Source organism: Pseudomonas batumici, assembly GCF_000820515.1.
GTDB classification, from domain to species: Bacteria; Pseudomonadota; Gammaproteobacteria; order Pseudomonadales; family Pseudomonadaceae; genus Aquipseudomonas; species Aquipseudomonas batumici.
Genome location: NZ_JXDG01000008.1, coordinates 19942 through 41084, shown reverse-complemented (window position 1 = coordinate 41084; position 21143 = coordinate 19942). Strand labels below are relative to the sequence as shown.

Genomic DNA, 21143 nt, shown 5'->3' with positions numbered 1-21143 from the left:
CAAGCATTGTCAGCGCAAATCAAAGCACTGTATAAATAACCATACCTAAAGCCTGGGAGCGGCCTTCATGCTGGTGCACCTGTCCGTACACAACTACGCAATCGTCGAACACCTCGATCTGGAGCTGGATCGCGGGATGAGCGTAATCACTGGCGAAACCGGCGCCGGCAAGTCGATCATGCTCGACGCACTCGGGCTGACCCTGGGCGATCGCGCCGACAGCGGCGTGGTCCGTCCCGGCGCGGACAAGGCCGACATCCTCGCCACCTTCGACCTGGAAGACATCCCCGAAGCCAGGGCCTGGCTGGCCGAGCGCGACCTGGACAACGACGGCCCGTGCATCCTGCGCCGGGTCATTACCGCCGAAGGCCGCTCGCGCGGCTATATCAACGGCTCGCCCTGCCCCCAGGGTGACCTCAAGGCCCTCGGCGAGCTGCTGATCGACATCCACAGCCAGCACGAACACCAGTCCCTGCTGAAGACCGACACCCATCGCCGGCTGCTCGACGAATACGCCGGCGCCACCGATCTCGCCCGCCAGGTGCAGCTCGCGGCCCAGCGCTGGCGCCAGACCCGCCAGGAACTGGAGCGCCTCTCCAACTCCGGCGACGAACAGCGCGCGCGCCACCAGTTGCTCAGCTATCAGCGCGAAGAGCTGGAGAACCTGAACCTCGGGGAAAACGAGCTGGAGGACCTGGAGCAGGAACACAAGAACCTGACCAACGCCGAAGCCTTGCTCGGCATTTGCCGCCAGGTGGTGGAGCAGTGCAGCGAGAGCGATTCGGGCAATGTGCTCAACGCCCTGACGGCGAGCCTCAACCGCCTGTCCAGCGTCAGCAACGTCTCCGGCGCCCTGGGCGAAGCCACCAACCTGCTGGCCAGCGCCCAGATCCAGGTCGAGGAGGCCGTCGGCGAACTGAACCGCTTCCTCGATCACTTCGACGCCGACCCCGCTCGCCTGCAACAGCTCGAGGAACGCCTGGACTCGATCTACACCCTGGCGCGCAAGCACCGTATCCAGCCGACAGAAGTGGCAACCCTCCAGCAAAAGCTGCTGGATGAAATCGAAACCCTCAACGCCAACGATGAAGCCATCGAACGCCTCACTGAAGAGCTGGCGGCTTATGCCCGGCATTATCAGGAGCGGGCACGGGAGCTCAGCGACCTGCGCCATCAGGCGGCGACCGGCCTCGCCGGAGCCGTGGAACAGGAAATCCAGCGCCTGGGCATGCCCGGTGGACGCTTCAGCATCGAACTGCATGCCAACGCCGGCGGCGAGCTGCTGCCTTATGGCCTCGAACAGGTCGAACTGCTGGTCAGCGCCAACCCTGGCCAGCCGCTCAAGGCATTGGCCAAGGTCGCCTCCGGAGGTGAACTGTCACGGATCAGCCTGGCGATCCAGGTCATCACCGCGCAAACCTCGCGCATCCCGACGCTGGTGTTCGATGAAGTGGACGTGGGCATCGGCGGCCCGACCGCCGAGATCGTTGGCCAACTGCTGCGCCGTCTCGGCGAACGCGGGCAGGTACTGACGGTCACGCACCTGCCCCAGGTGGCAGCGCAAGGGCATCACCATCTATTCGTGCATAAAATGCGCGGCAGCGATGCCACCCGCACGGCCGTCTCGAAACTGGGCAAGACCGAACGGATCGAAGAAGTCGCGCGCATGCTCGGGGGCATTGACCTGACCAAGGAATCCCTGGCTCACGCGAAAAAGATGGTGGTCACGGCCAAAGCCTGAGCCCGGACATCTGCGCCAGGAAAAATCAGGCAACAAAAATACAAAGGCGACCCTTGGGTCGCCTTTGATCGCTTTGCGAAGCTGTATTCGCGACAGCCTTACTTTTTCTTCTTGCGCACGTACAGCACCAGGTTGTGATCCGCCAGCTCGAAACCGTGCTCTTCGGCGATCGCCTTCTGCAGCTTCTCGATTTCCGGACTGGTGAATTCGATCACCTCACTGGTCTCCACGTCGACCATATGATCGTGATGCCCGCCGTCCGCCAGCTCGAATACCGCGTGGCCGCCGTCGAAATTGTGGCGAACCACCAACCCGGCCGCTTCGAACTGGGTCAGTACGCGGTAGACCGTTGCCAGGCCTACATCTTCACCAGCTTCCATCAGCGCCTTGTAGACGTCCTCGGCGCTCATGTGACGCTGCTCGGTGGAATCGAGCATTTGCAGAATCTTGACCCGTGGCAGAGTCACTTTTAAGCCGGCTTTACGTAGTTCGCTATTTTCAACCATGGTCAGCTTTCTCGCGATGCTGCTTCGCAGCTTCTCTTAATACGGGTATGATCGGGGTTTACGTTGTCCCAGCCAAGATAGTGGAAGTCGCCCACCGATGCAAAACACCAAGCTGTTGCTAACCAGTTTTACCTTAGTGGGACTGCTCGCACTCGCCGGTTGTTCATTCCCCGGGGTTTACAAAATCGACATCCAACAGGGCAATGTCGTCACGCAAGACATGATAGACCAGTTGCGCCCCGGAATGACCCGCAAACAAGTAAGGTTTATCATGGGCAACCCGCTGCTGGTTGACACCTTCCACGCCAATCGCTGGGATTATCTGTATAGCCTGCAACCCGGTGGCGGTGAACGCCAACAGGAACGTATCAGCCTGCTGTTCAATGGCAACGACCAACTGGTCAGCCTGTCCGGCGACTTCAAGCCGGGCGTGAGCCGCGACGAGGCCATTCTCGGCAAGGACAGCGGCACGACGGTGACGGCGCCGGCACAGAACGCCGAGCAGCCGAAACCCGAGAAGCCGGTCAAGCCGGGTTCGCTGCTGGACCAGATCCAGAAAGATGTCGACAGCGTGAAAACCGTACCGGTACCGACCCCGGCACCGCTCGAGACTTCACCGCAGTAAAACAAGCGGCACAAAAAAGCCCGGCATGTCCGGGCTTTTTGCTGCCTACAGGTTTTGCGCCTTGGCCCTGGCCGCTTTCTCCGCACGCAGGCGCCGGACCTCCTTGGGATCGGCCAGCAAGGGGCGATAGATTTCGATGCGGTCACCCACCTCAACCGCGCGGGTATCCGCATCGGCAATCAGCTTGCCGAAAATCCCCAGCGGACAGCCCAGCACATCCAGCTCGGGAAATTGCTCGCCGATCCCCGACAGGCGCACCGCCGCCCGCAACGTCGTCCCCGCCGGCACCGAAACCCTCTGCAGACGCTGACGCCCGACATCGGCGTAGACCACCTCTATCGCGATCAATGACTCAACCATGGAGCTGCTTGGCCCGCTGACAGAAGGCATCCACCAGGGTATTGGCCGCCTGGTTGAACAGCGGCCCCAGGGTTGCCCGCACGATGGGCCCAGCGTAATCGAAGGTCATGTCCAGGCTGATCTTGCAGGCCTTCGCCCCCAGGGGCTTGAACACCCAGATGCCGTGCAGTTGATTGAACGGACCTTCATCCAGGTTCATTTCAATCGACTGCCCTGGCACCAGCGTATTGCGGGTGACGAAATGCTGGCTCAAACCGCCCTTGGCCACCGTCAGCGTGGCGCGCATGAGCACATCCGAGCTTTCCAGCACCTGGGCCGCCGAGCACCACGGGAGAAATTCCGGGTAACGCGCCACGTCGTTCACCAGGTCATAAAGCGCCTGTGCCGGATAAGGCAGCAAGGCCGAACGTTGAATATGGGTCGTCATGTCAGCGTTGATTCCACGGCTGGGCGGCAAACAAAAAGTGGGCGCATTGTCCGGGATTCATCCTACGCGCTCAAGCACACAGCTTCACCGTAGCCGAGTGACGCGCAACTCCCTATAATGCCGCCCCTATGGCTAAACAGAAGAAACACCCCACAGGGACCATCGCGCAAAACAAAAAGGCGCGCCACGATTACTTCGTCGAACAACGGTTCGAGGCTGGTCTGGTCCTGGCCGGCTGGGAAGTAAAGAGTCTACGTGCAGGCAAGGCACAGCTGGTCGACAGTTATGTGCTGCTCAAGGACGGTGAGGCCTGGTTGTTCGGCAGCCATTTCACACCGCTGACCACCGCCAGCACCCACGTCATTGCCGACCCGACGCGCACGCGCAAGCTGCTGCTCAACCAGCGCGAGCTGGAAAAGATATTCGCGGCTGTGCAGCAGAAAGGCCATGCCTGTGTCTGCCTGTCGCTGTACTGGAGCAAGCACCTGGTCAAGTGCGAGATTGCCCTGGGCAAGGGCAAGAAGGAATACGACAAGCGCGATACCGAGCGCGAGCGCGATGCCAACCGGGACTTGCAGCGCGCCGTGCGCAACAAGGGCAAGGAAGACTGAGCCCGAGGGCGACCTGTAGATACCGGTCAACGCGCCCCCCCCTGTAGGAGCTGGCTTGCCAGCGATAGCGGTGCCACATTCTCCATCGCAATCGCCAGCAAGCCGGCTCCCACAGGTCGAGACAGCCCTACAATCCCTTGCGCCGCTCCGCCCGTGCCACCCGCTGCACTTCCTGACGCACCTCCTCCAGCACCTCCTGCACATACAGAATGTGCCGGCTGGACACTTCCCGCGCATCCTGCGCACGCCCCTCGATAATCGCCAGGTACAGCTCGCGATGCTGGCTGATCAGCATGTCCCGGGTTTCGCTGCGCTGCTTGTACATGCCGCCGATATTGGTCACCACATTGCGCTTGAGCAGGTCGAACAAGCCACGGATGGTATGCAGCAACACCGCGTTATGACTCGCCTCGGCAATCGCCAGGTGAAAACTCGCGTCCGCCGCCCCCTCCTCCGCCCGACTCACTTCGTCCGCCCGCCCGTAGCAGCTCTGCAACCGCTCGAAGGCCACGCGCAAGCGCTCCCGATCCACCTCGGTCGCGCGCAACGCCGCGTAATAAGCGCAGGAAGCTTCCAGAGTATGGCGAAACTCCAGCAGATCGCGCTGGGCGTCCGGATTGCTTTCCAGCAGATGCAACAACGGATCGCTGAAGGTCGACCCCAGCGACTCCACCACATAATTTCCACCACCCTGACGGCTGACCAGCAGCCCCTTGGCCACCAGCTTCTGGATCGCCTCGCGCAGCGACGGGCGTGAGACACCGAACTGCTCGGCCAGCGCACGCTCGGCCGGCAGCCGCTCACCGGCCTTGAGCGTGCCCTCGAGGATCATCTCCTCAAGCTGCTGGACAATATCGTCAGACAAACGGCGCTGACGAATCTGATCAAACCCCATTACTCACTCCTCACGATCCCGAACCCTCGCCGGGACCGCCTATTCTGGCCTATAGAGACGCCGCCAGCACCTGCCAGGCACGACATAAATCACCTGCTCAGCCCTGGCGCCGAACACCTCTCAGACGAAAGTTTCAGGGCGACAAATTGACACATCACCAACAAGGCTTTTAACCTAGCGTCCGGCGATTGTAAATTGGTATTACCAATTATCCAAATCATCGATCAGTGCCTGACCAACAACAATTAGGGGCCACCCCACTATGCAAACCTGGCAACAGCTCTACAGCCCGCTCGGCAGCCTCGGCCTGTCCGCTCTCGCGGCCGTGATTCCCATCGTGTTCTTCTTCCTGGCCCTGGCGGTGTTTCGCCTCAAGGGGCATGTGGCGGGCAGCATCACCCTCGTCCTGGCGATCCTGGTGGCGATCTTCGCCTTCAAGATGCCGGCCGACATGGCGCTCGCCGCTGCCGGTTATGGTTTCGCCTATGGCCTGTGGCCCATCGCCTGGATCATCGTCGCGGCGGTGTTCCTCTACAAACTGACGGTCAAGAGCGGCCAGTTCGAAATCATCCGCAGTTCGGTGCTGTCGATTACCGATGACCAACGCCTGCAGGTGCTGCTGATCGGCTTCTGCTTCGGTGCCTTCCTGGAAGGTGCCGCCGGCTTCGGTGCTCCCGTGGCAATCACCGCCGCCCTGCTCGTGGGCCTGGGGTTCAACCCGCTCTACGCCGCCGGCCTGTGCCTGATCGCCAACACCGCACCGGTGGCCTTCGGCGCCCTGGGCATCCCGATCATCGTCGCGGGCCAGGTCACCAGCCTCGACGCGTTCAAGATCGGCGCCATGGCCGGTCGCCAACTGCCGCTGCTGTCGCTGTTCGTGCCGTTCTGGCTGGTGTTCATGATGGACGGCCTGCGCGGCGTGCGGGAAACCTGGCCGGCCGCCCTGGTGGCGGGCCTGAGCTTTGCCGTGACCCAGTACTTCACCTCGAACTTCATCGGCCCGGAATTGCCGGACATCACCTCGGCACTGGTCAGCCTGGTCTCGCTGACCCTGTTCCTGAAAGTCTGGCAACCCAAGCGCACCGCGGGCGCACAGCTCGCCGGCGCCACCTCGGGCGCGACGGTCACCGCCAGTGTCGGCGGTTTCGGCCAGCCACGCAGCAGCCTCGCCTCGCCCTACAACCTGGGGCAGATCCTCAAGGCCTGGTCGCCGTTCCTGATCCTCACCGTGCTGGTGACGATCTGGACCCTGAAGTCGTTCAAGGCGATGTTCGCCACCGGCGGCGCGATGTACAGCAGCGTGTTCAACTTCGCCATCCCGCACCTGGATCAGTTGGTGATCAAGACCGCGCCGATCGTCGCCACGCCCACCGCGATTCCGGCCGTCTTCAAGCTCGACCCGATCGCAGCCACCGGCACGGCGATTTTCTTCTCGGCGCTGGTGTCGATGCTGATCCTGAAGATCAGCATCAAAACTGGTCTGACCACTTTGAAAGAGACCTTCTACGAGCTGCGCTGGCCGATCCTGTCCATCGGCATGGTGCTGGCCTTCGCCTTCGTCACCAACTACTCGGGCATGTCCTCGACCATGGCCCTGGTCCTGGCCGCGACCGGCGCAGCGTTCCCGTTCTTCTCGCCGTTCCTCGGCTGGCTGGGCGTGTTCCTCACCGGTTCCGACACCTCCTCCAACGCCCTGTTCAGCTCGCTGCAAGCCACCACGGCGCACCAGATCGGGGTCAACGACATCCTGCTGGTGGCGGCCAACACCACCGGCGGCGTGACCGGCAAGATGATCTCGCCGCAATCGATCGCCGTGGCCTGCGCCGCCACCGGCCTGGTGGGCAAGGAGTCGGATCTGTTCCGCTTCACCCTCAAGCACAGCCTGTTCTTCGCCACGATTGTCGGCCTGATCACCCTGCTCCAGGGCTATATCTTCACCGGCATGCTGGTGCACTAAAGTGACAAGGGCCGGGGGCCTGTCCAAGCCCCCGGCAACCGCTCCCTTCAACCAACGCTGCGAGCCCCCATGATCATTTCCGCCTCTACCGACTACCGCGCAGCCGCCCAACGCAAGCTGCCGCCGTTCCTGTTCCACTATGCCGACGGCGGTGCCTACGCCGAGCACACCCTGCGCCATAACGTCGAGGACCTGGCCAACATTGCCCTGCGTCAGCGCGTACTGAAGAACATGTCCGAGCTGAGCCTGGAAACCCGGCTGTTCAACGAGACCTTGAGCATGCCGGTGGCACTGGCCCCTGTCGGCCTGACCGGCATGTACGCCCGTCGCGGCGAGGTTCAGGCGGCCCGCGCGGCGGCGGCCAAGGGCATTCCCTTTACCCTGTCGACCGTGTCGGTCTGTCCGATCGAGGAAGTGACCCCGGCCATCGACCGCCCCATGTGGTTCCAGCTTTATGTCCTCAAGGACCGCGGCTTCATGCGCAATGCCCTGGAGCGCGCCAAGGCAGCGGGCGTCACCACCCTGGTCTTTACCGTGGACATGCCGGTGCCCGGCGCCCGCTACCGTGATGCGCACTCCGGGATGAGCGGCCCGAATGCGCCGTTGCGCCGTGTCTGGCAAGCCATGACCCACCCACAGTGGGCCTGGGATGTGGGCCTGTTGGGCAAGCCCCACGACCTGGGCAATATCTCGAAATATCGCGGCAACCCGACCGGCCTGGGCGACTACATCGGCTGGCTGGGCGCCAACTTCGACCCGTCGATTTCCTGGAAGGACCTGGAGTGGATCCGCGAGTTCTGGGAAGGTCCGATGGTCATCAAGGGCATTCTCGATCCGCAGGATGCCAGGGACGCGGTGAAGTTCGGTGCCGACGGCATCGTGGTCTCCAATCATGGCGGTCGCCAGCTCGACGGCGTGCTGTCCAGCGCCCGCGCCCTGCCGGCCATCGCCGATGCCGTGAAAGGCGACCTGAAGATCCTCGCCGACTCCGGCATCCGCAGCGGCCTGGATGTGGTGCGCATGATCGCCCTGGGCGCGGACACCGTGCTGATCGGCCGCGCGTTCCTCTACGCACTCGCCGTCGCGGGCGAAGCCGGCGTGAAGAACCTGCTGGACCTGTTCGAGAAGGAAATGCGCGTTGCCATGGTGCTCACCGGCGCCAAGTCCATCAGCGAGATCAACCGTGATTCGCTGGTTCGTGAACTGGGCGCCTGAACATCGCACCCGCACGAATCACCGCTTGATTGAACGGGGCACGTAGCGCACCAGACGCCGCGACCCCGTGAGGAGTTTGCATGAGCCTACCCCACCCGTTCCTCCACGCGGTCGAACGCCTGATCCCCCGCGAGCGCCGCTTTGACGACCCGCTCTCGACCCTGGCCTTCGGCACCGACGCCAGCTTCTACCGGCTGATCCCCAAGCTGGTGATCCGCGTCGAATCCGAAGACGAAGTGGTGGCCCTGCTCAAGCTGGCGAGCCGCGACCAGGTCCCGGTGACCTTCCGCGCCGCCGGCACCAGCCTGTCGGGCCAGGCCATCAGCGACTCGGTGCTGATCGTACTCGGCGACCACTGGAACGGTCGGGAGATTCGCGATCAAGGCGCGCAAATCCGCCTGCAACCCGGCGTGATCGGCGCCCAGGCCAACGCCTGGCTGGCGCCGTTCGGTCGCAAGATCGGTCCGGACCCGGCTTCGATCAACGCCTGCAAGATCGGCGGCATCGTCGCCAACAACGCCAGCGGCATGTGCTGCGGAACCGCGCAGAACACCTATCACACCCTGGCCGGAATCCGCCTGGTACTGGCCGACGGCAGCCGCCTGGACACCGAGGATGCCGCCAGCGTCGCAGCCTTTCGCCAGAGCCATGGCCCACTGCTTCATCAGCTTGCCGTACTGGCCCGGGAAACCCGCGCCAACACCGAGTTGGCGGCGAAGATCCGGCACAAGTACCGGCTGAAAAACACCACCGGCCTGTCCCTCAATGCCCTGGTGGATTTCGATGAACCGCTGGAGATCCTCAGCCATCTTCTGGTGGGGTCCGAAGGGACCCTCGGGTTTATCAGCGCGGTGACCTACGACACCGTGATCGACCACCCGAACAAGGCGTCGGCGCTGATCGTCTTCCCCGATGTGGAGACCTGCTGCACCGCCGTCACCGTGCTGAAAAGCCAACCGGTGTCCGCCGTGGAGCTGCTGGACCGCCGCAGCCTGCGTTCGGTACAGGACAAACCGGGCATGCCGGCCTTCGTTCGTGAACTGTCGGCCAATGCCTGCGCGCTGCTGATCGAATCCCGCGCCGCTTCCTCGTCCTTGTTGCAGGAGCAATTGCTGCAGATCATGGCGTCGCTGGCAGCGTTCCCGGTGGAAAAGCAGGTCGACTTCACCGAAGACCCAACCGAGAACGCCCGACTCTGGGCCATCCGCAAGGACACCTTTCCCGCCGTCGGCGCCGTGCGCAAGACCGGCACCACGGTGATCATCGAGGACGTGACCTTCCCGGTCGAACAACTGGCCACCGGCGTCAATCGCCTGATCGCCCTGTTCGACAAACACCACTACGACGAAGCGATCCTGTTCGGCCATGCCCTGGAAGGCAACCTGCACTTCGTCTTCACACAGGGCTTCAACAGCCCCGCCGAAGTGGCCCGCTACCAAGCGTTCATGGATGACGTCGCGCAGCTGGTGGCCGTCGAGTTCGGCGGTTCGCTCAAGGCCGAGCACGGCACCGGTCGCAACATGGCGCCTTTTGTCGAGCTGGAATGGGGTCGGGATGCCTATCAGTTGATGTGGGCCATCAAGCGCCTGCTCGATCCCCAGGGCATTCTCAATCCGGACGTGGTGCTCAGCGACGATCCGCAGATCCACCTCAAGCACCTCAAGCCGTTGCCCGCCGCCGACGAGATCGTCGACAAATGCATCGAGTGCGGTTTCTGCGAACCGGTCTGTCCGTCGAAGGGACTGACCTTGAGCCCGCGCCAGCGGATCGTGATCTGGCGTGATATCCAGGCGAAAAAACGCGCAGGCCTGGACACCACGGAACTGGAGGCGGCCTATCAGTACCAGGGCATCGATACCTGCGCCGCGACCGGGTTGTGCGCACAACGCTGCCCGGTGGGGATCAACACCGGCGAGCTGGTGAAAAAGCTGCGGGGCGAGCACGCCAGCCACGGGAAAGCCGCCGACTGGGTCGGGACGCATTTCGATACAGTATTGCAGGGCGCACGCTTTACCCTGCATGTCGCCAATGGTGCGCGCAGGCTGCTCGGGGCGCCACGCCTGGAGAAGCTGTCGTCGACCCTGACGCGCTTGTCCAACGGCCGCGTACCGCAATGGACCAGCGCGATGCCGCAGCCGGAGCACGCGGTGCGCTTCAGTCCAGCGGTCAGCGACGAACGACCTCGCGTGGTTTATCTGGCCGCCTGCGTGTCACGGGTGATGGGCCCGGCGGCGGGCGACAAGGAGCAGATGTCGCTGCTGGACAAGACCCGTGGCCTGCTGGAGAAGGCCGGTTACCAGGTGGTGTTCCCGGACAACACCGACCAACTCTGCTGCGGCCAGCCGTTTGCCTCCAAGGGCTATGCCGAACAGGCCGAGCACAAGCGCCAGGAGTTGATCGGCGCATTGCTGCTTGCCAGCCGCGGCGGTCTCGACCCGATCTATTGCGACACCAGCCCGTGCACCTTGCGCCTGGTGCAGGACCTGGGCGATACCCGACTCGATCTCTACGACCCGGTGCGTTTCATTCGCACGCACCTGCTGGAACGGCTGGAGTTCACGCCGCAGGAAGCACCGATCGCAGTGCACGTGACCTGCAGCACCCAGCACCTGGGCGAGAGCCAGGCCCTGATCGACCTGGCGCGGCTTTGCAGCCGCAACGTGGTGATTCCGGAAGGCATTCACTGCTGCGGTTTTGCCGGCGACAAGGGCTTCACCACCCCGGAACTCAATGCCCACTCGCTGCGGACCTTGAAGGACGCCGTGCAGTATTGCGAAGAGGGTATCTCCACCAGCCGCACCTGCGAGATCGGCTTGAGCCAGCATGGTGGGATCGACTACCACGGACTGGTGTACCTGGTGGATCGGGTCACCCGGGCCAAGTCGGCGCGCGGATAAAAAATAGAACCTTGGCAACCGGCGGCAGTCCATAGATCAAGTCCCGCGAGCGCGGGACTTCTTCCTCTACTCGAGAGTCGCCCTGATGGCTGATGACTTCGAGCCATTCCGTTCAAGGAGAAATGCATGAACCGTTCTGTGCTGCTGGGTCTGTTCGTCAGCGCTTGCGTCCTCGCCGCCCCTGCGTTCGCCTCGGCCGAGAAGGACCTTTGCGCGGTCAACCTGCAGAGCCTCAACAGTGCCAAGACCCAGTTGGATGCCAACCAGCAGGCCAACCTCGAGACCAGCATCCAGCAAGCCAAGGCCGCCGCGGATAGGAACACCAACGACAGCGCCAGGGAATGCGTCGCCATCACCAGCCGGGCGCTCCAGGAAATCCAGAACCACCCCAAAAGCACCCAGTAAAGCTGGAGCGCGCCGGGATGGCCTTGCGAGGCGGATTGGCGTACACTATGCATACCTGCTATTTATGCACAGCAGGTTCGGGGCCGTTTAGGATTCGACGCCGGTTGCGAAACTCTAGGTGCATGCCGAGTTGGTAACAGAACTCGTAAATCCACTGTTGCAACTACTTATAGTTGCCAATGACGACCACTACGGGGAACAAGCTCTCGCTGCGTAAGCGGCGCTAGCCTTCCTCCTGGCTACTTCGGTGCCAGCAATCATCAGGGGATGTCTGTAAACCCAAAATGATTGTCATATAGAACAGAATCGCCGTGCAGTACGTTGTGGACGAAGCGGCTAAAACTTACACAACTCGCCCAAAGCACCCTGCCCGTCGGGTCGCTGCGGGTTAACTCAATAGACACGGCTACGCATGTAGTACCGACAGCGGAGTACTGGCGGACGGGGGTTCAAATCCCCCCGGCTCCACCAAACGAAGCAAAACGAAGCCCGCCTTGTGCGGGCTTTGTTGCATCTGGGTTTTGGCTTTTTCGGACCCGACTCGATCCCCTTGTAGGAGCCAGCTTGCTGGCGATGAGGCCAGCCGCCACGCCCTCAATCTCTCTCTTGCATGATCCCGCCAGCCACCCAATCACCCAAAACCCCGCTCCACGCCTGGGCAACTTTTCACAACCTGCAAGACGACTCGCTTTCCCTTGCCTGAAATTTCCTAGAAACTCCCGTTCGCTTGCGCCTGCCAATTCCGCTGACTCGTCTTCGATCCATCACTGCATATCAGTGATCGGGCTTAGCAGCCCGGAAACCGTTAGGCGCACAGCGCAAAAGCGGGGATTTCTCAGAATCTGTCCCCTTTTTTCTCTGCAGGTTACTTCAGCGCCTTTACGACTCGAACGTCGATGGGAAATCCTTCCGGTCCGGCCAATTTCTTCCACCCCACGTACTGAAAAATCCCTTTCTCATCAATATAGTCGCCTCGCTCCACGGTTTGACCGTCCAGCACGGCGACGTGCTTATAGACGCCGCAGCTGCCATCCGAACGATGGACGGTGTAGACCACATAGGGTTTGACATAGTGCGCGGCGCGGAAATGGCGGCCGCAACCAAAATCGACTTTGATCATCAAGGTCTTCAGATTCGCTTCGCCATCCAGGTCGGCGTGCTGGTCGAGGGCCCCGATTTCGCCGACGTCGCTGAAGCCCAGAGAGCGAGCGCGCTTGTACTCCGAGGAGTTCAGGTGATCATTCTGGGCTTGCTGCAAATGCTGAGCTATTTCCTCGTCGTATTCAGCACGGCCCTTGGCCGCTATGTCTTGCGCTCGGGGGATGACGCTTTCACAGCGGGCGTAATCGGGGGAGCCGAGGCTTGGCTGGGCGAGGTTCTTGCGATGTACAGTAAAGGTTCGCAGATAACTCTCGATAGTGGGCAAGACATCCTTGGCCGTCTGGCGCCCGTTCTGAACATTGGTCACTGCCCGCTGTAATTGCTGGCAATCGGAGAGGTAGGTCTTCCAGGCGTATTCCGGGGTTTCTTCCCAATCGGCGAGCGCCGGTGTCATCACGACGGCGAAAGTGATCGCGCAGAACAGACGCGAGGCTGGAGCGACAGTGAGCATGTGTAGTCCATTACAAAGATGAAGAAAGTGGCGCGACGCTACTATTTTGCCATTACGCTGTCCACTATCAGCAAAGGGGACAGCCCCTGAGGGATCCCCACAAATCTACTCCAAAGCCTGCGCCTGTTGACGTACCTCGTCTCGTAACGCGTGCTCAAGCCTCTCCAAGGTTTTTCGAGAGTTTGAGCCGCGTCCGCTGCGCCAGTATTCCAAGCCCAGCCGCCACAGCGACAGCACCCTTCGATGTTTAAGGCTGTTGCTTTGAAAGCGATGTTCATGACCCGCTTCGCGGGCCTGCAAACCCGTTAAGCAAATGATGTAGTTGGCCAATGCCGAGATCAGCAAAAGCACCTCAACTCGCCTAGGACAATGACTCCGATGGCGAGTCACGCCAACGCCAAGGATGGTTAAACCGATGGAATCACTGGTCAGGTGGAGTGCAATTTCGCATCGGGGGCTGTGAGGCTTTTTTCCTGCGACAAGGGGGTAGCAGCCAGCACCATGTATGCCCTCATGTATGCCTAGCCGAAGCATACCCTGCACGCACCATATAAATCGGGCCTCACAACCTCCAGTTCAAACGTCCCCGGCCCAAACGAAGCAAAACGAAGCCCGCCTTGTGCGGGCTTTGTTGCATCTGGGCTTTCTCTTTTCGGGGCAGGTCTGCCACCACGCGGTCCATTTGTAGGAGCCAGCTTGCTGGCGATGAGGCCAGCCGCAACAACTTCAATCTTCCTGCTGCCAGAACATCTATGTCTTTCAGTCTCGATTGGGCGCCCCGAGCGGGAACAGCGGACGGAACGACCGTGCCTCCTCCACCGCCCGGGCGAAGGACGGGTGGGCAAGCAACCGTGCACGGTACGCGCGGAGCACGGGAAACGCCTCGGAAATCCGATGCGTCCAGTCCGCGTAGAATAGCGCCGGCGCGGCCGCGCAGTCTGCCAGTGTGAAATCCGCACCTGCGGCCCAGGTCCTGTCGGCGAGCTGCCCTTCGAGCCACGCATAGGCGAGGTCCAGCTTTTGCTCAGCAAACGCCAGTCCCTCCTGGCGCTTCACCGGGTCCCCTGTCAGAGCACCGCCTACCGCGTGCTGCACCGGGCTCATTACGTGCAAATCGAAAAAGCGGTCGAGGAAGCGCACGTCCAGCGCGACCAGCGGGTCCCCGGGCAGCAAGCGCACCGGCCCGGGATGCACGAGTTGCAGGTACTCGATGATGATGCTGGTTTCGACTACGTTGCGCTCACCGTCCACCAGCAACGGAAACTTGCCCAGCGGCCAGCGCCGCAGCCATTCGGCCGCGTGCTGCGGCGTGTCCGGCCCGAGGCAGCGGAACTCGAAGAGGGTCCCGTTTTCGTAGAGCGCGATGAGCACTTTTTGTGTGTACGACGAGAAGGGATGACCGTAGAGCGCAAGCGACATGTCAAAAGCCTCCAGGAATACTCAAGGGAACTTTCCCCACGATAACGTCAATTTGATAGCGCCTTGTAGCGCTGATGCATATTGGCCCCAGCAGTGCCAGGCTGTTCCCTGGCAAATCATAGAAGGGTGTGATGAGAGTCATCATTGCAGTGTTGTTAATGCTGAGTGGTTACGCCTATGCCGACTGTAGCAGCATCGGAGATAGTGACCAGCGTAGCTATTGTTATGCCAAGACAGGTCAGGGTAGCTGCCTTTCGATCTCCAACAGCGACCTGCGCAGCCAATGTGACGCCTTGAAGCCCTGACTGAACGGCATCCTCGGATGCCCCGGCGGGATCTGCTCAGCGTCAGATGATCGCGAGCGATTTAATTGCAACGAACGTTGATCCAGCGCCGATTGCGGCAAAACCGAAGGACGCCGAGAGAGAGGAAGTGTCGACACCCAGGACTCCGGCGACCGCCAACCCAACTAGAGCGCCGGAGCAAACCAAGCGAAGCGTTCTGAAGTGGATGGCCATATCTCTTCTCCGTGAGTGATCAAAGCCTGACGATGGAATGGCCAGAGACGAAAAAGCCCAGCATAAGCTGGGCTTTTTCTAGGCCTCGAAGGGCTCTAGGGTGAAGCTAAGGCCTCTAGGGCAATGATTAAATGCTAGCAACCCTCCGAAACGAGGTCAACGGCGGATGTTTCAGGAGTTGTTTCAGGAATCAGCAGCACAGCTGCGTTCAGCGTCTTGATCATAGCCCGCTGTATTTTAGCCACCACATCACGTGGCATAACATCGCTGACCGGAGCCCCCTGGTTCTTGATTTTGAACAGGCGATCTTTGCTCACATGGGTAACACACTCTATCACAGCCCAACGATCACGCCGATCATAGAAGCGTGTTGAAGTGATCAGTGCTGCCGGAATTGGAACGTGAAAACCACGGTCTATGCAGTTACGGTTCCCGCTCGACGAAACAGGAACAATCAGGCAACAACCGTTGGGCAATTTCCCATTGATCACCACGACCATTCGCCTTTTGCGCATTTCGTTGGGAATCAGCCCGTCATAGGAGGGGTCTAGAGGTGGGTTACGGTAATCACCAAAATCACATTCGAGAATTTCGCCAACCTTCGGACTGTACGTCAGTGCCATAAAGATTCACTGTTTCTATCGAAAGAAACCAGCTTGTCAGAACACCAATGAGCCTTGGGCCAGCAATCTTTACAAGTATCGTTTCGAGAAGTATCTATCGATTGAGACAGCTCAATCCTTGCCCCCCATAGATCAGCCTACTGGCTATCAGCCTGTCAATCGCGGCCATCACTCAGATGCTATCAGTCAAAAAACTCCATCCCCTCATAGGGCTGACGTCGGCACTGCTCAAGCCGGCTGGCGAGAGTACCTACATGTACCTCAAGCCTATGGCCATCTGGATCTGAAAAGTAGAATGAGTCCCCTTCACTCGAATTGCGCTTCCATTGAGTAACCTCATGTCCTCGTAAGCACGCCGTGAAGGCTTCGAAGTCCTCCTGTCCGACCGAAAACGCATAGTGCGTGTAATCAGCATGTGGCTGTGCAGCCCGTGACTCATCAAGAGATAAACAGAGCCAAAGATCCTGCAGAGAAAGGTAGGCTCCCGCCCCCCAACGGGCCTTCAAGCGAAAGCCAAGCAAAGACTCATAGAAGTCGACGCTACGATCCAGATTCGTAACAGCCAAGGTGAGATGATTCAGGCCGGTCAGCATCAGCGCAGGGGCCTCCCGCCATCACGCGTCGAACGCATCTTCATTCAAAAAGATCTTTCACATCATCCAGCGTCGGCATCACCGCCGGAATAACCCGCAACTCGCAATCCAGTGCCCCGAGCGCCCGCGCATAAGCCGTCACGCTGACAGTGCCGCTACCTTTCTCCACAGCCACCACCTTCTGCCGGGTGAGCCCCGCCAGGTGCGCCAGTTGCGCCTGGGTCAGACCACGGTTCACACGCTTGTCGCGTATCTGTAGCCCCAGCCGTTGAGTAATCGTTTGATAGTCCATGTCTCGAATTCACGACATTACCTTCACAATGTATCGTATACAGGACATGCCCTCTTAGGTCAAAACCTTACCCCCACCTCCCCCTTGGCAGCCCCACATAAAAGTTTCATAAAGTTTCACTCAGCATTTTTCTCACATTCTGTTACATTTACAGAAATACCCACGGAGAACTCCTATGGACCCCAGCTCTAGTAGGCCGGTCACACTGACTGGAATGGTGCCGCCTGGCAGGTAGGACTGACCCTGGTTGATCTCCCCCCGCTCGAACGCCCCTCGCTTTACGCAATTCCCTTCCGTGTGACCTCCAAGCGACCCCGACCGATCTCGGTCAGCGGTTGAATACCCAAATTTTTGCGCTTCCCGTAACGCCAGGAATGCCTGTCATTTCGTCTCCATATAACGCCCACGGATCGTGGCCAGGAGAAGGAAGACCTTTGCACGTCTGTCCGATGGGAACCGAAAGCGGCTGCCAATGCCACGCTTTGGAGGAACTCACTATGTCCAACCTGAATACAGAATCCGCTGTCCTCGACAGCGCCCACGTCGGCGATATCCGCGGCGCCTTCGGCACCATCCGCCATGACGATATCGCCCCACGCACCGGCTGGCTGCAACGTCTCAAGACCCTGATGGCGATTCTCGGCCCGGGCCTGATCGTGATGGTCGGCGACAACGACGCCGGCGCCTTCAGCACCTACGGCCAGGCCGGCCAGAACTATGGCACGCTGCTGCTGTGGACCCTGGCCCTGCTGGTCCCGGTGCTCTACGTCAACCAGGAAATGGTCCTGCGCCTGGGCGTGGTGACCGGCGTCGGCCATGCCCGCCTGATTCTCGACCGCTTCGGCAAGTTCTGGGGTGCATTCAGCGCCATCGACCTGTTTATCCTCAACGCCCTGACCATCGTCACCGAGTTCATCGGCATCAGCCTGGGGATGGATTTCCTCGGGGTGCCCAAGGTGGTCGGCGTATGCCTGGCCGCGGTGTTCATCATGTTCGCGGCGAGCACGGGCGACTTCCGGCGCTTCGAGCGTTTCTCGCTGATCCTGGTCTTCGGCAGCCTGCTGCTGGTGCCGATCTTCCTGATGATTCACCCACCCATGACGCAGGTCGCCCACGACTTCTTCATCCCGCAACTGCCGGCTGACGGCAAGCTGTCGGAAGTGTTGCTGCTGATCATCGGAATCGTCGGCACCACTGTGGCGCCCTGGCAGCTGTTCTTCCAGCAAAGCTACGTGATCGACAAGCGCATCACCCCGCGCTTCATCAAGTACGAACGCGCCGACCTGTGGCTGGGCATCGCCCTGGTGGTGATCGGTGCGGTGGCGATGATTGCCTTCACCGCGCAGGTCTTCGCCGGCCACCCGGAGTTCGGCAACTTCACCGACGCCGGCGCCATCGCCGCGGGCATCGCCAAGTACCACGGCCGCCTGCCGGGCGTGCTGTTCGCCGTCGCGCTGATCGACGCCAGTATCATCGGCGCCATGGCAGTGTCGCTGTCGACCGCCTACGCCTTGGGCGACGTTCTGAGTCTGAAGCACTCGTTGCACCGCAAACCCGGCGATGCCAAGGGTTTCTACCTGATGTACTGCGGCCTGATCGCCCTCGCGGCAGCCCTGGTGCTGATCCCCGGCGTACCGCTGGGCCTGCTGACCAACGCGGTGCAGACCCTCGCCGGCGTACTGCTGCCCAGCGCCACGGTGTTCCTGTTGCTGCTGTGCAATGACAAGGAAGTACTGGGCCCTTGGGTAAACAAGCGCTTCACCAATGTGGTGACGGCGGTCATCGTCGCCATCCTGGTGCTGTTGTCCGTGATCCTGACCTCGTCCGTGGCCTTCCCGGACATGTCCGGCGAAACCATCACCGACATCCTGATCGGCGGTAGTATCGTGGGCCTGATCGTCGCCATTGCGGTGAACGTGGTGCATGCCCGTGAAGCCGTGGACAAGGTCGGCCAGGCCGCCAACGACGCCACCTTCACTCAGCAGATGATGCACGCCTGGCGTATGCCGCCACTGGGCAAGCTCAAGCCCATGGTCCTGTCGCGGCGTAATCGGATCTGGATGGGGGTGCTGCGCGGCTACCTGGTCGTCGCCATGGGGATGGTGATTTTCAAGGTGGTCCAGCTGGCGATGGCGTAACCGCCTCGAGCTGAACACACAGGCCGGCCAACCTGACCGAACGCAGCCCTGCCATGGGCGGAGCGGCGTTCGGTCAGGCTGGCCGGCGAACTGATGGGGATCAACAGAAGGATCTGAAATAAGCGGCATGCTGAAAGATTATTCAGGACGGGGCGCTCTGCCTTGCCTGATTCCCAGTCCGTCATTCAATGATGTCATATAATGTTGCGTGACCATTGAGTCAGGGGGAGATCTCAATCAAATGCCTATGAACAACACCAGAACACAACCGGGATTCACCCTGATCGAGTTGATGATCACCGTCGCGATCGTCGCCATCCTTGCCGCCATCGCCCTTCCGGCCTACAACAGCTACGTCACCAAGAGCAACATCAAGGCGGCCCAGGCCGACCTGGTCGCGCTGAGCCTCAACCTGGAAAACTACTACCAGAAACAGTTGGCCTACCCGGTCTCGACGGCCAGCGGCACGACCTCGATCCAGTGCGCGCTGATCGGCAACCCGTCGCCCTGCACCAGCCCGTCGTCGGGTTGGCAACCCAGCCAGTCCAGCACCTTCGGCTACTCCATCAACTCCACCGCCACGACTTATACCGTGACCGCAACGGGCACCAGCGGCAACGTCAATGGCTGCGTCATCACACTGGATCAAGGCAACAACCGCAGCATCGCCTCCTGCAGTCCGTATAACGGCAGTTGGTTGTGATGTACGGCCGCGGCTTCACCCTGATCGAGTTGATGATTACCATCACCATCTTCGGTCTCTTGCTGCTCGTGGGGGTGCCCTTGACCCAGTCGTGGACCAACAGCGGTTATCAGCGCGATGCCGCCGGTCTCTTGAAGCAAGGAATCAGCCGCGCCAAGGCCATCGCCCTGCGCAACCAGGGCGCCGTGCAGGACTCCGCGCCCGCCGCCGTCCTGTGCCGCTCCGGCCAGAACCTGAAACTGTTCAGCCTCACCCCCGGACAGACCATCGACTGTACCTCGACCACGCAGATCCTCTGGAGCACCCCACTTCCGAGCGCCGCCGTTATCCAGGTCGCAAACGCCGATCTGGCCTGCGTCGCCTTCAGCAACCGCGGCTTCGCGGTCAGCACCACCTCGTGCACCACCGGTACCATCCAGGTGACCGCAGGCAGCGAGAGTTCAGTCAATGTCCCGCTCATATAAGCCGGCCTCAAGGCGGCAACGGGGCGATGTGCTGCTCGAGTCCCTGGTCGGCATCCTGCTGATGGCGCTCATCGGCCTGGGCATCACTTATGCCGCGTCACGGGCAGCGGTGAGCCAACGCGACATGAAACTGCAGAATATCGTGGTCAGCCAGATGCGCAGCCTGCTGGAGCAGAACGGTGCGCTGTTGTGCACCACCAACGCCGCCTTGCTTGTCGTCTCCATCCCCACCCAGACCGCCACCGTGCCGATCATAGCGACCTGCACCAGCGCCCCGTCCGTCACGGTCGGCACCAACACCGTCGTCACCGGCGGGGCGCCGCAGAGCTCGGTCGTGCTCACCACCCGCAGCTCGGACAGCAGCATTTTTGGCGGTATCATCCGCGTGGGTGACGAGTCATGAGCCGCGGGCAGCGTGGCTTCACGCTGATCAGCCTGATGGTGGGCACGGTCATTTCCCTGCTCGGCATTCTGGCCATGCTCTCGCTGTATAAAAACCTGGTCTACACCTCGGCGACCTCGATCCAGAGCGCCAGGCAGGATGGCCAGGTGTCCTCGGCGCTGTTGACGGCCCAGCGCGAACTGATGAACGGAGGTTTCTGGAGCGGCAGCGCCACCGCGCGCGCCAGCTCCGATATCGACAATTATTTCGTGCTGCTGTCCGGCGCCACCCTGACCAACGGCACCCTGGCCGGCACCGCCACCGCCCAGGCCAACTTCCCGACCCTGACCAGCGCCGCACCGAATGGCATCACCGGCAACGCCATTGTCTGGTCCTATCAGACCAGCTCCACGGCTGTAGCCAGTTGCTCAGGGCTGGCGGTCATCAACGGCGCCCTGGTCAGCCTCAAGGGCGCGGCCGGCTGTACCCAGGCCTCATCGCAGTGGAGCAGTACGACCTGGACCAGTACCACGCTGATCGAAGCCGGCCAGGGCGCCACGATGTTTTCGGTAGGCTTCGCCACCTGCTGGCCCTACGGTCGCACCACCGACACCACCAATACCGCCTATCGCCTGCAAGTGACCCTGAGCGCCAATAACAGCACGCTGGACCCCAACAGCACCGATCCCCAGCCCGCCTACGTCAAAAGCAAGGCGACGGCCTGTCTGATCAATTTCGAAAAGCCCACTTCCTAGCCGAG

The 21143-nt window shown here is 61.2% G+C and carries 21 protein-coding genes, 1 other RNA gene and 1 pseudogene; 13 read left to right on the top strand and 10 right to left on the bottom strand.

The features are described 5' to 3' along the window. Window positions 1-67: 67 nt before the first annotated feature. Window positions 68-1741 carry a DNA repair protein RecN gene (recN, locus tag UCMB321_RS04170; RefSeq protein WP_040064099.1) on the top strand — a complete coding sequence of 558 codons (1674 nt, stop codon included), beginning with the start codon at window positions 68-70 and terminating at the stop codon, window positions 1739-1741. Window positions 1742-1839: 98 nt separating this feature from the next. Here recN and fur read toward each other — a convergent pair whose 3' ends face one another. After that, complete coding sequence (fur, locus tag UCMB321_RS04165) at window positions 1840-2247, bottom strand: ferric iron uptake transcriptional regulator (protein WP_040064097.1); 408 nt, start codon at window positions 2245-2247, stop codon at window positions 1840-1842. 97 nt (window positions 2248-2344) lie between these two features. Between fur and UCMB321_RS04160 the strand changes: the two genes are divergently transcribed. Further along, complete coding sequence (locus UCMB321_RS04160; RefSeq protein ID WP_040064096.1) at window positions 2345-2872, top strand: outer membrane protein assembly factor BamE; 528 nt, start codon at window positions 2345-2347, stop codon at window positions 2870-2872. Between the two features lie 45 nt (window positions 2873-2917). On the opposite strand, the gene UCMB321_RS04155 is transcribed toward UCMB321_RS04160, so the two are convergent. Beyond that, window positions 2918-3232, bottom strand: a complete 315-nt coding sequence (locus UCMB321_RS04155) for an RnfH family protein (protein WP_040064094.1) — start codon at window positions 3230-3232, stop codon at window positions 2918-2920. Beyond that, complete coding sequence (locus tag UCMB321_RS04150; protein ID WP_040064093.1) at window positions 3225-3659, bottom strand: type II toxin-antitoxin system RatA family toxin; 435 nt, start codon at window positions 3657-3659, stop codon at window positions 3225-3227. The genes UCMB321_RS04155 and UCMB321_RS04150 overlap by 8 nt, the downstream gene beginning before the upstream one ends. A 128-nt stretch (window positions 3660-3787) precedes the next feature. Between UCMB321_RS04150 and smpB the strand changes: the two genes are divergently transcribed. Further along, the gene (gene smpB / locus UCMB321_RS04145) at window positions 3788-4270 is read left to right on the top strand and encodes an SsrA-binding protein SmpB (RefSeq protein ID WP_040064091.1); all 483 of its coding nucleotides are present in this window, start codon (window positions 3788-3790) and stop codon (window positions 4268-4270) included. 127 nt (window positions 4271-4397) lie between these two features. Here the strand turns inward: smpB and UCMB321_RS04140 are convergent, their stop codons facing one another. Continuing rightward, window positions 4398-5165, bottom strand: coding sequence for a GntR family transcriptional regulator (locus UCMB321_RS04140; RefSeq protein ID WP_040064089.1), 768 nt, complete (start codon window positions 5163-5165; stop codon window positions 4398-4400). A 262-nt stretch (window positions 5166-5427) separates the two neighbouring features. On the opposite strand from UCMB321_RS04140, the gene UCMB321_RS04135 reads away from it, so the two are divergent. The 5 genes from UCMB321_RS04135 (at window position 5428) to ssrA (ending at window position 12110) form a co-directional block, all read left to right on the top strand. Beyond that, a complete protein-coding gene (locus tag UCMB321_RS04135; RefSeq protein WP_040064087.1) occupies window positions 5428-7122 on the top strand; it encodes a lactate permease LctP family transporter in 1695 nt (564 codons plus the stop codon). Between the two features lie 69 nt (window positions 7123-7191). Continuing rightward, window positions 7192-8337, top strand: coding sequence for an FMN-dependent L-lactate dehydrogenase LldD (lldD, locus tag UCMB321_RS04130; RefSeq protein ID WP_040064086.1), 1146 nt, complete (start codon window positions 7192-7194; stop codon window positions 8335-8337). An 80-nt stretch (window positions 8338-8417) separates the two neighbouring features. Next, complete coding sequence (locus tag UCMB321_RS04125; RefSeq protein WP_040064084.1) at window positions 8418-11234, top strand: FAD-binding and (Fe-S)-binding domain-containing protein; 2817 nt, start codon at window positions 8418-8420, stop codon at window positions 11232-11234. A 126-nt stretch (window positions 11235-11360) separates the two neighbouring features. Further along, window positions 11361-11639: a hypothetical protein gene (locus UCMB321_RS04120; RefSeq protein WP_040064082.1), complete on the top strand. Its 279-nt coding sequence runs from the start codon at window positions 11361-11363 to the stop codon at window positions 11637-11639. 79 nt (window positions 11640-11718) lie between these two features. Then, window positions 11719-12110: a transfer-messenger RNA gene (gene ssrA, locus UCMB321_RS29845) on the top strand. A gap of 394 nt (window positions 12111-12504) precedes the next feature. On the opposite strand, the gene UCMB321_RS04115 is transcribed toward ssrA, so the two are convergent. The 6 genes and pseudogenes from UCMB321_RS04115 to UCMB321_RS04100 all read right to left on the bottom strand — a co-directional run bounded on the left by UCMB321_RS04115 (window position 12505) and on the right by UCMB321_RS04100 (window position 16696). Beyond that, entirely contained in the window at window positions 12505-13251 is a 747-nt protein-coding gene (locus UCMB321_RS04115) for a hypothetical protein (RefSeq protein WP_040064079.1), read from the bottom strand. Between the two features lie 105 nt (window positions 13252-13356). Next, window positions 13357-13653, bottom strand: a pseudogene (locus UCMB321_RS29840) (IS4 family transposase); the annotation flags it as partial. Between the two features lie 357 nt (window positions 13654-14010). Further along, complete coding sequence (locus UCMB321_RS04110) at window positions 14011-14670, bottom strand: glutathione S-transferase family protein (RefSeq protein ID WP_040064078.1); 660 nt, start codon at window positions 14668-14670, stop codon at window positions 14011-14013. 652 nt (window positions 14671-15322) lie between these two features. Next, a complete protein-coding gene (locus UCMB321_RS29835) occupies window positions 15323-15811 on the bottom strand; it encodes a type II toxin-antitoxin system PemK/MazF family toxin (protein ID WP_084614800.1) in 489 nt (162 codons plus the stop codon). Window positions 15812-15993: 182 nt separating this feature from the next. After that, a complete protein-coding gene (fos, locus tag UCMB321_RS04105; RefSeq protein WP_040064076.1) occupies window positions 15994-16404 on the bottom strand; it encodes a fosfomycin resistance glutathione transferase in 411 nt (136 codons plus the stop codon). A gap of 40 nt (window positions 16405-16444) precedes the next feature. Then, window positions 16445-16696 (bottom strand): helix-turn-helix transcriptional regulator, encoded by a 252-nt coding sequence (locus UCMB321_RS04100; protein WP_040064074.1) that lies wholly within the window; start codon window positions 16694-16696, stop codon window positions 16445-16447. Between the two features lie 497 nt (window positions 16697-17193). Between UCMB321_RS04100 and UCMB321_RS04095 the strand changes: the two genes are divergently transcribed. The 5 genes from UCMB321_RS04095 to UCMB321_RS04075 all read left to right on the top strand — a co-directional run bounded on the left by UCMB321_RS04095 (window position 17194) and on the right by UCMB321_RS04075 (window position 21138). Then, window positions 17194-18834 (top strand): NRAMP family divalent metal transporter, encoded by a 1641-nt coding sequence (locus tag UCMB321_RS04095; protein ID WP_040064073.1) that lies wholly within the window; start codon window positions 17194-17196, stop codon window positions 18832-18834. Window positions 18835-19081: 247 nt separating this feature from the next. Continuing rightward, entirely contained in the window at window positions 19082-19537 is a 456-nt protein-coding gene (locus UCMB321_RS04090; protein WP_040064072.1) for a type IV pilin protein, read from the top strand. Beyond that, window positions 19537-20001, top strand: coding sequence for a pilus assembly FimT family protein (locus UCMB321_RS04085; RefSeq protein WP_040064071.1), 465 nt, complete (start codon window positions 19537-19539; stop codon window positions 19999-20001). Before UCMB321_RS04090 ends, UCMB321_RS04085 begins: the two co-directional genes overlap by 1 nt. Then, a complete protein-coding gene (locus UCMB321_RS04080) occupies window positions 19985-20404 on the top strand; it encodes a hypothetical protein (RefSeq protein ID WP_040064068.1) in 420 nt (139 codons plus the stop codon). Before UCMB321_RS04085 ends, UCMB321_RS04080 begins: the two co-directional genes overlap by 17 nt. After that, window positions 20401-21138, top strand: a complete 738-nt coding sequence (locus UCMB321_RS04075) for a PilW family protein (protein WP_040064065.1) — start codon at window positions 20401-20403, stop codon at window positions 21136-21138. The genes UCMB321_RS04080 and UCMB321_RS04075 overlap by 4 nt, the downstream gene beginning before the upstream one ends. Window positions 21139-21143: the final 5 nt, after the last annotated feature.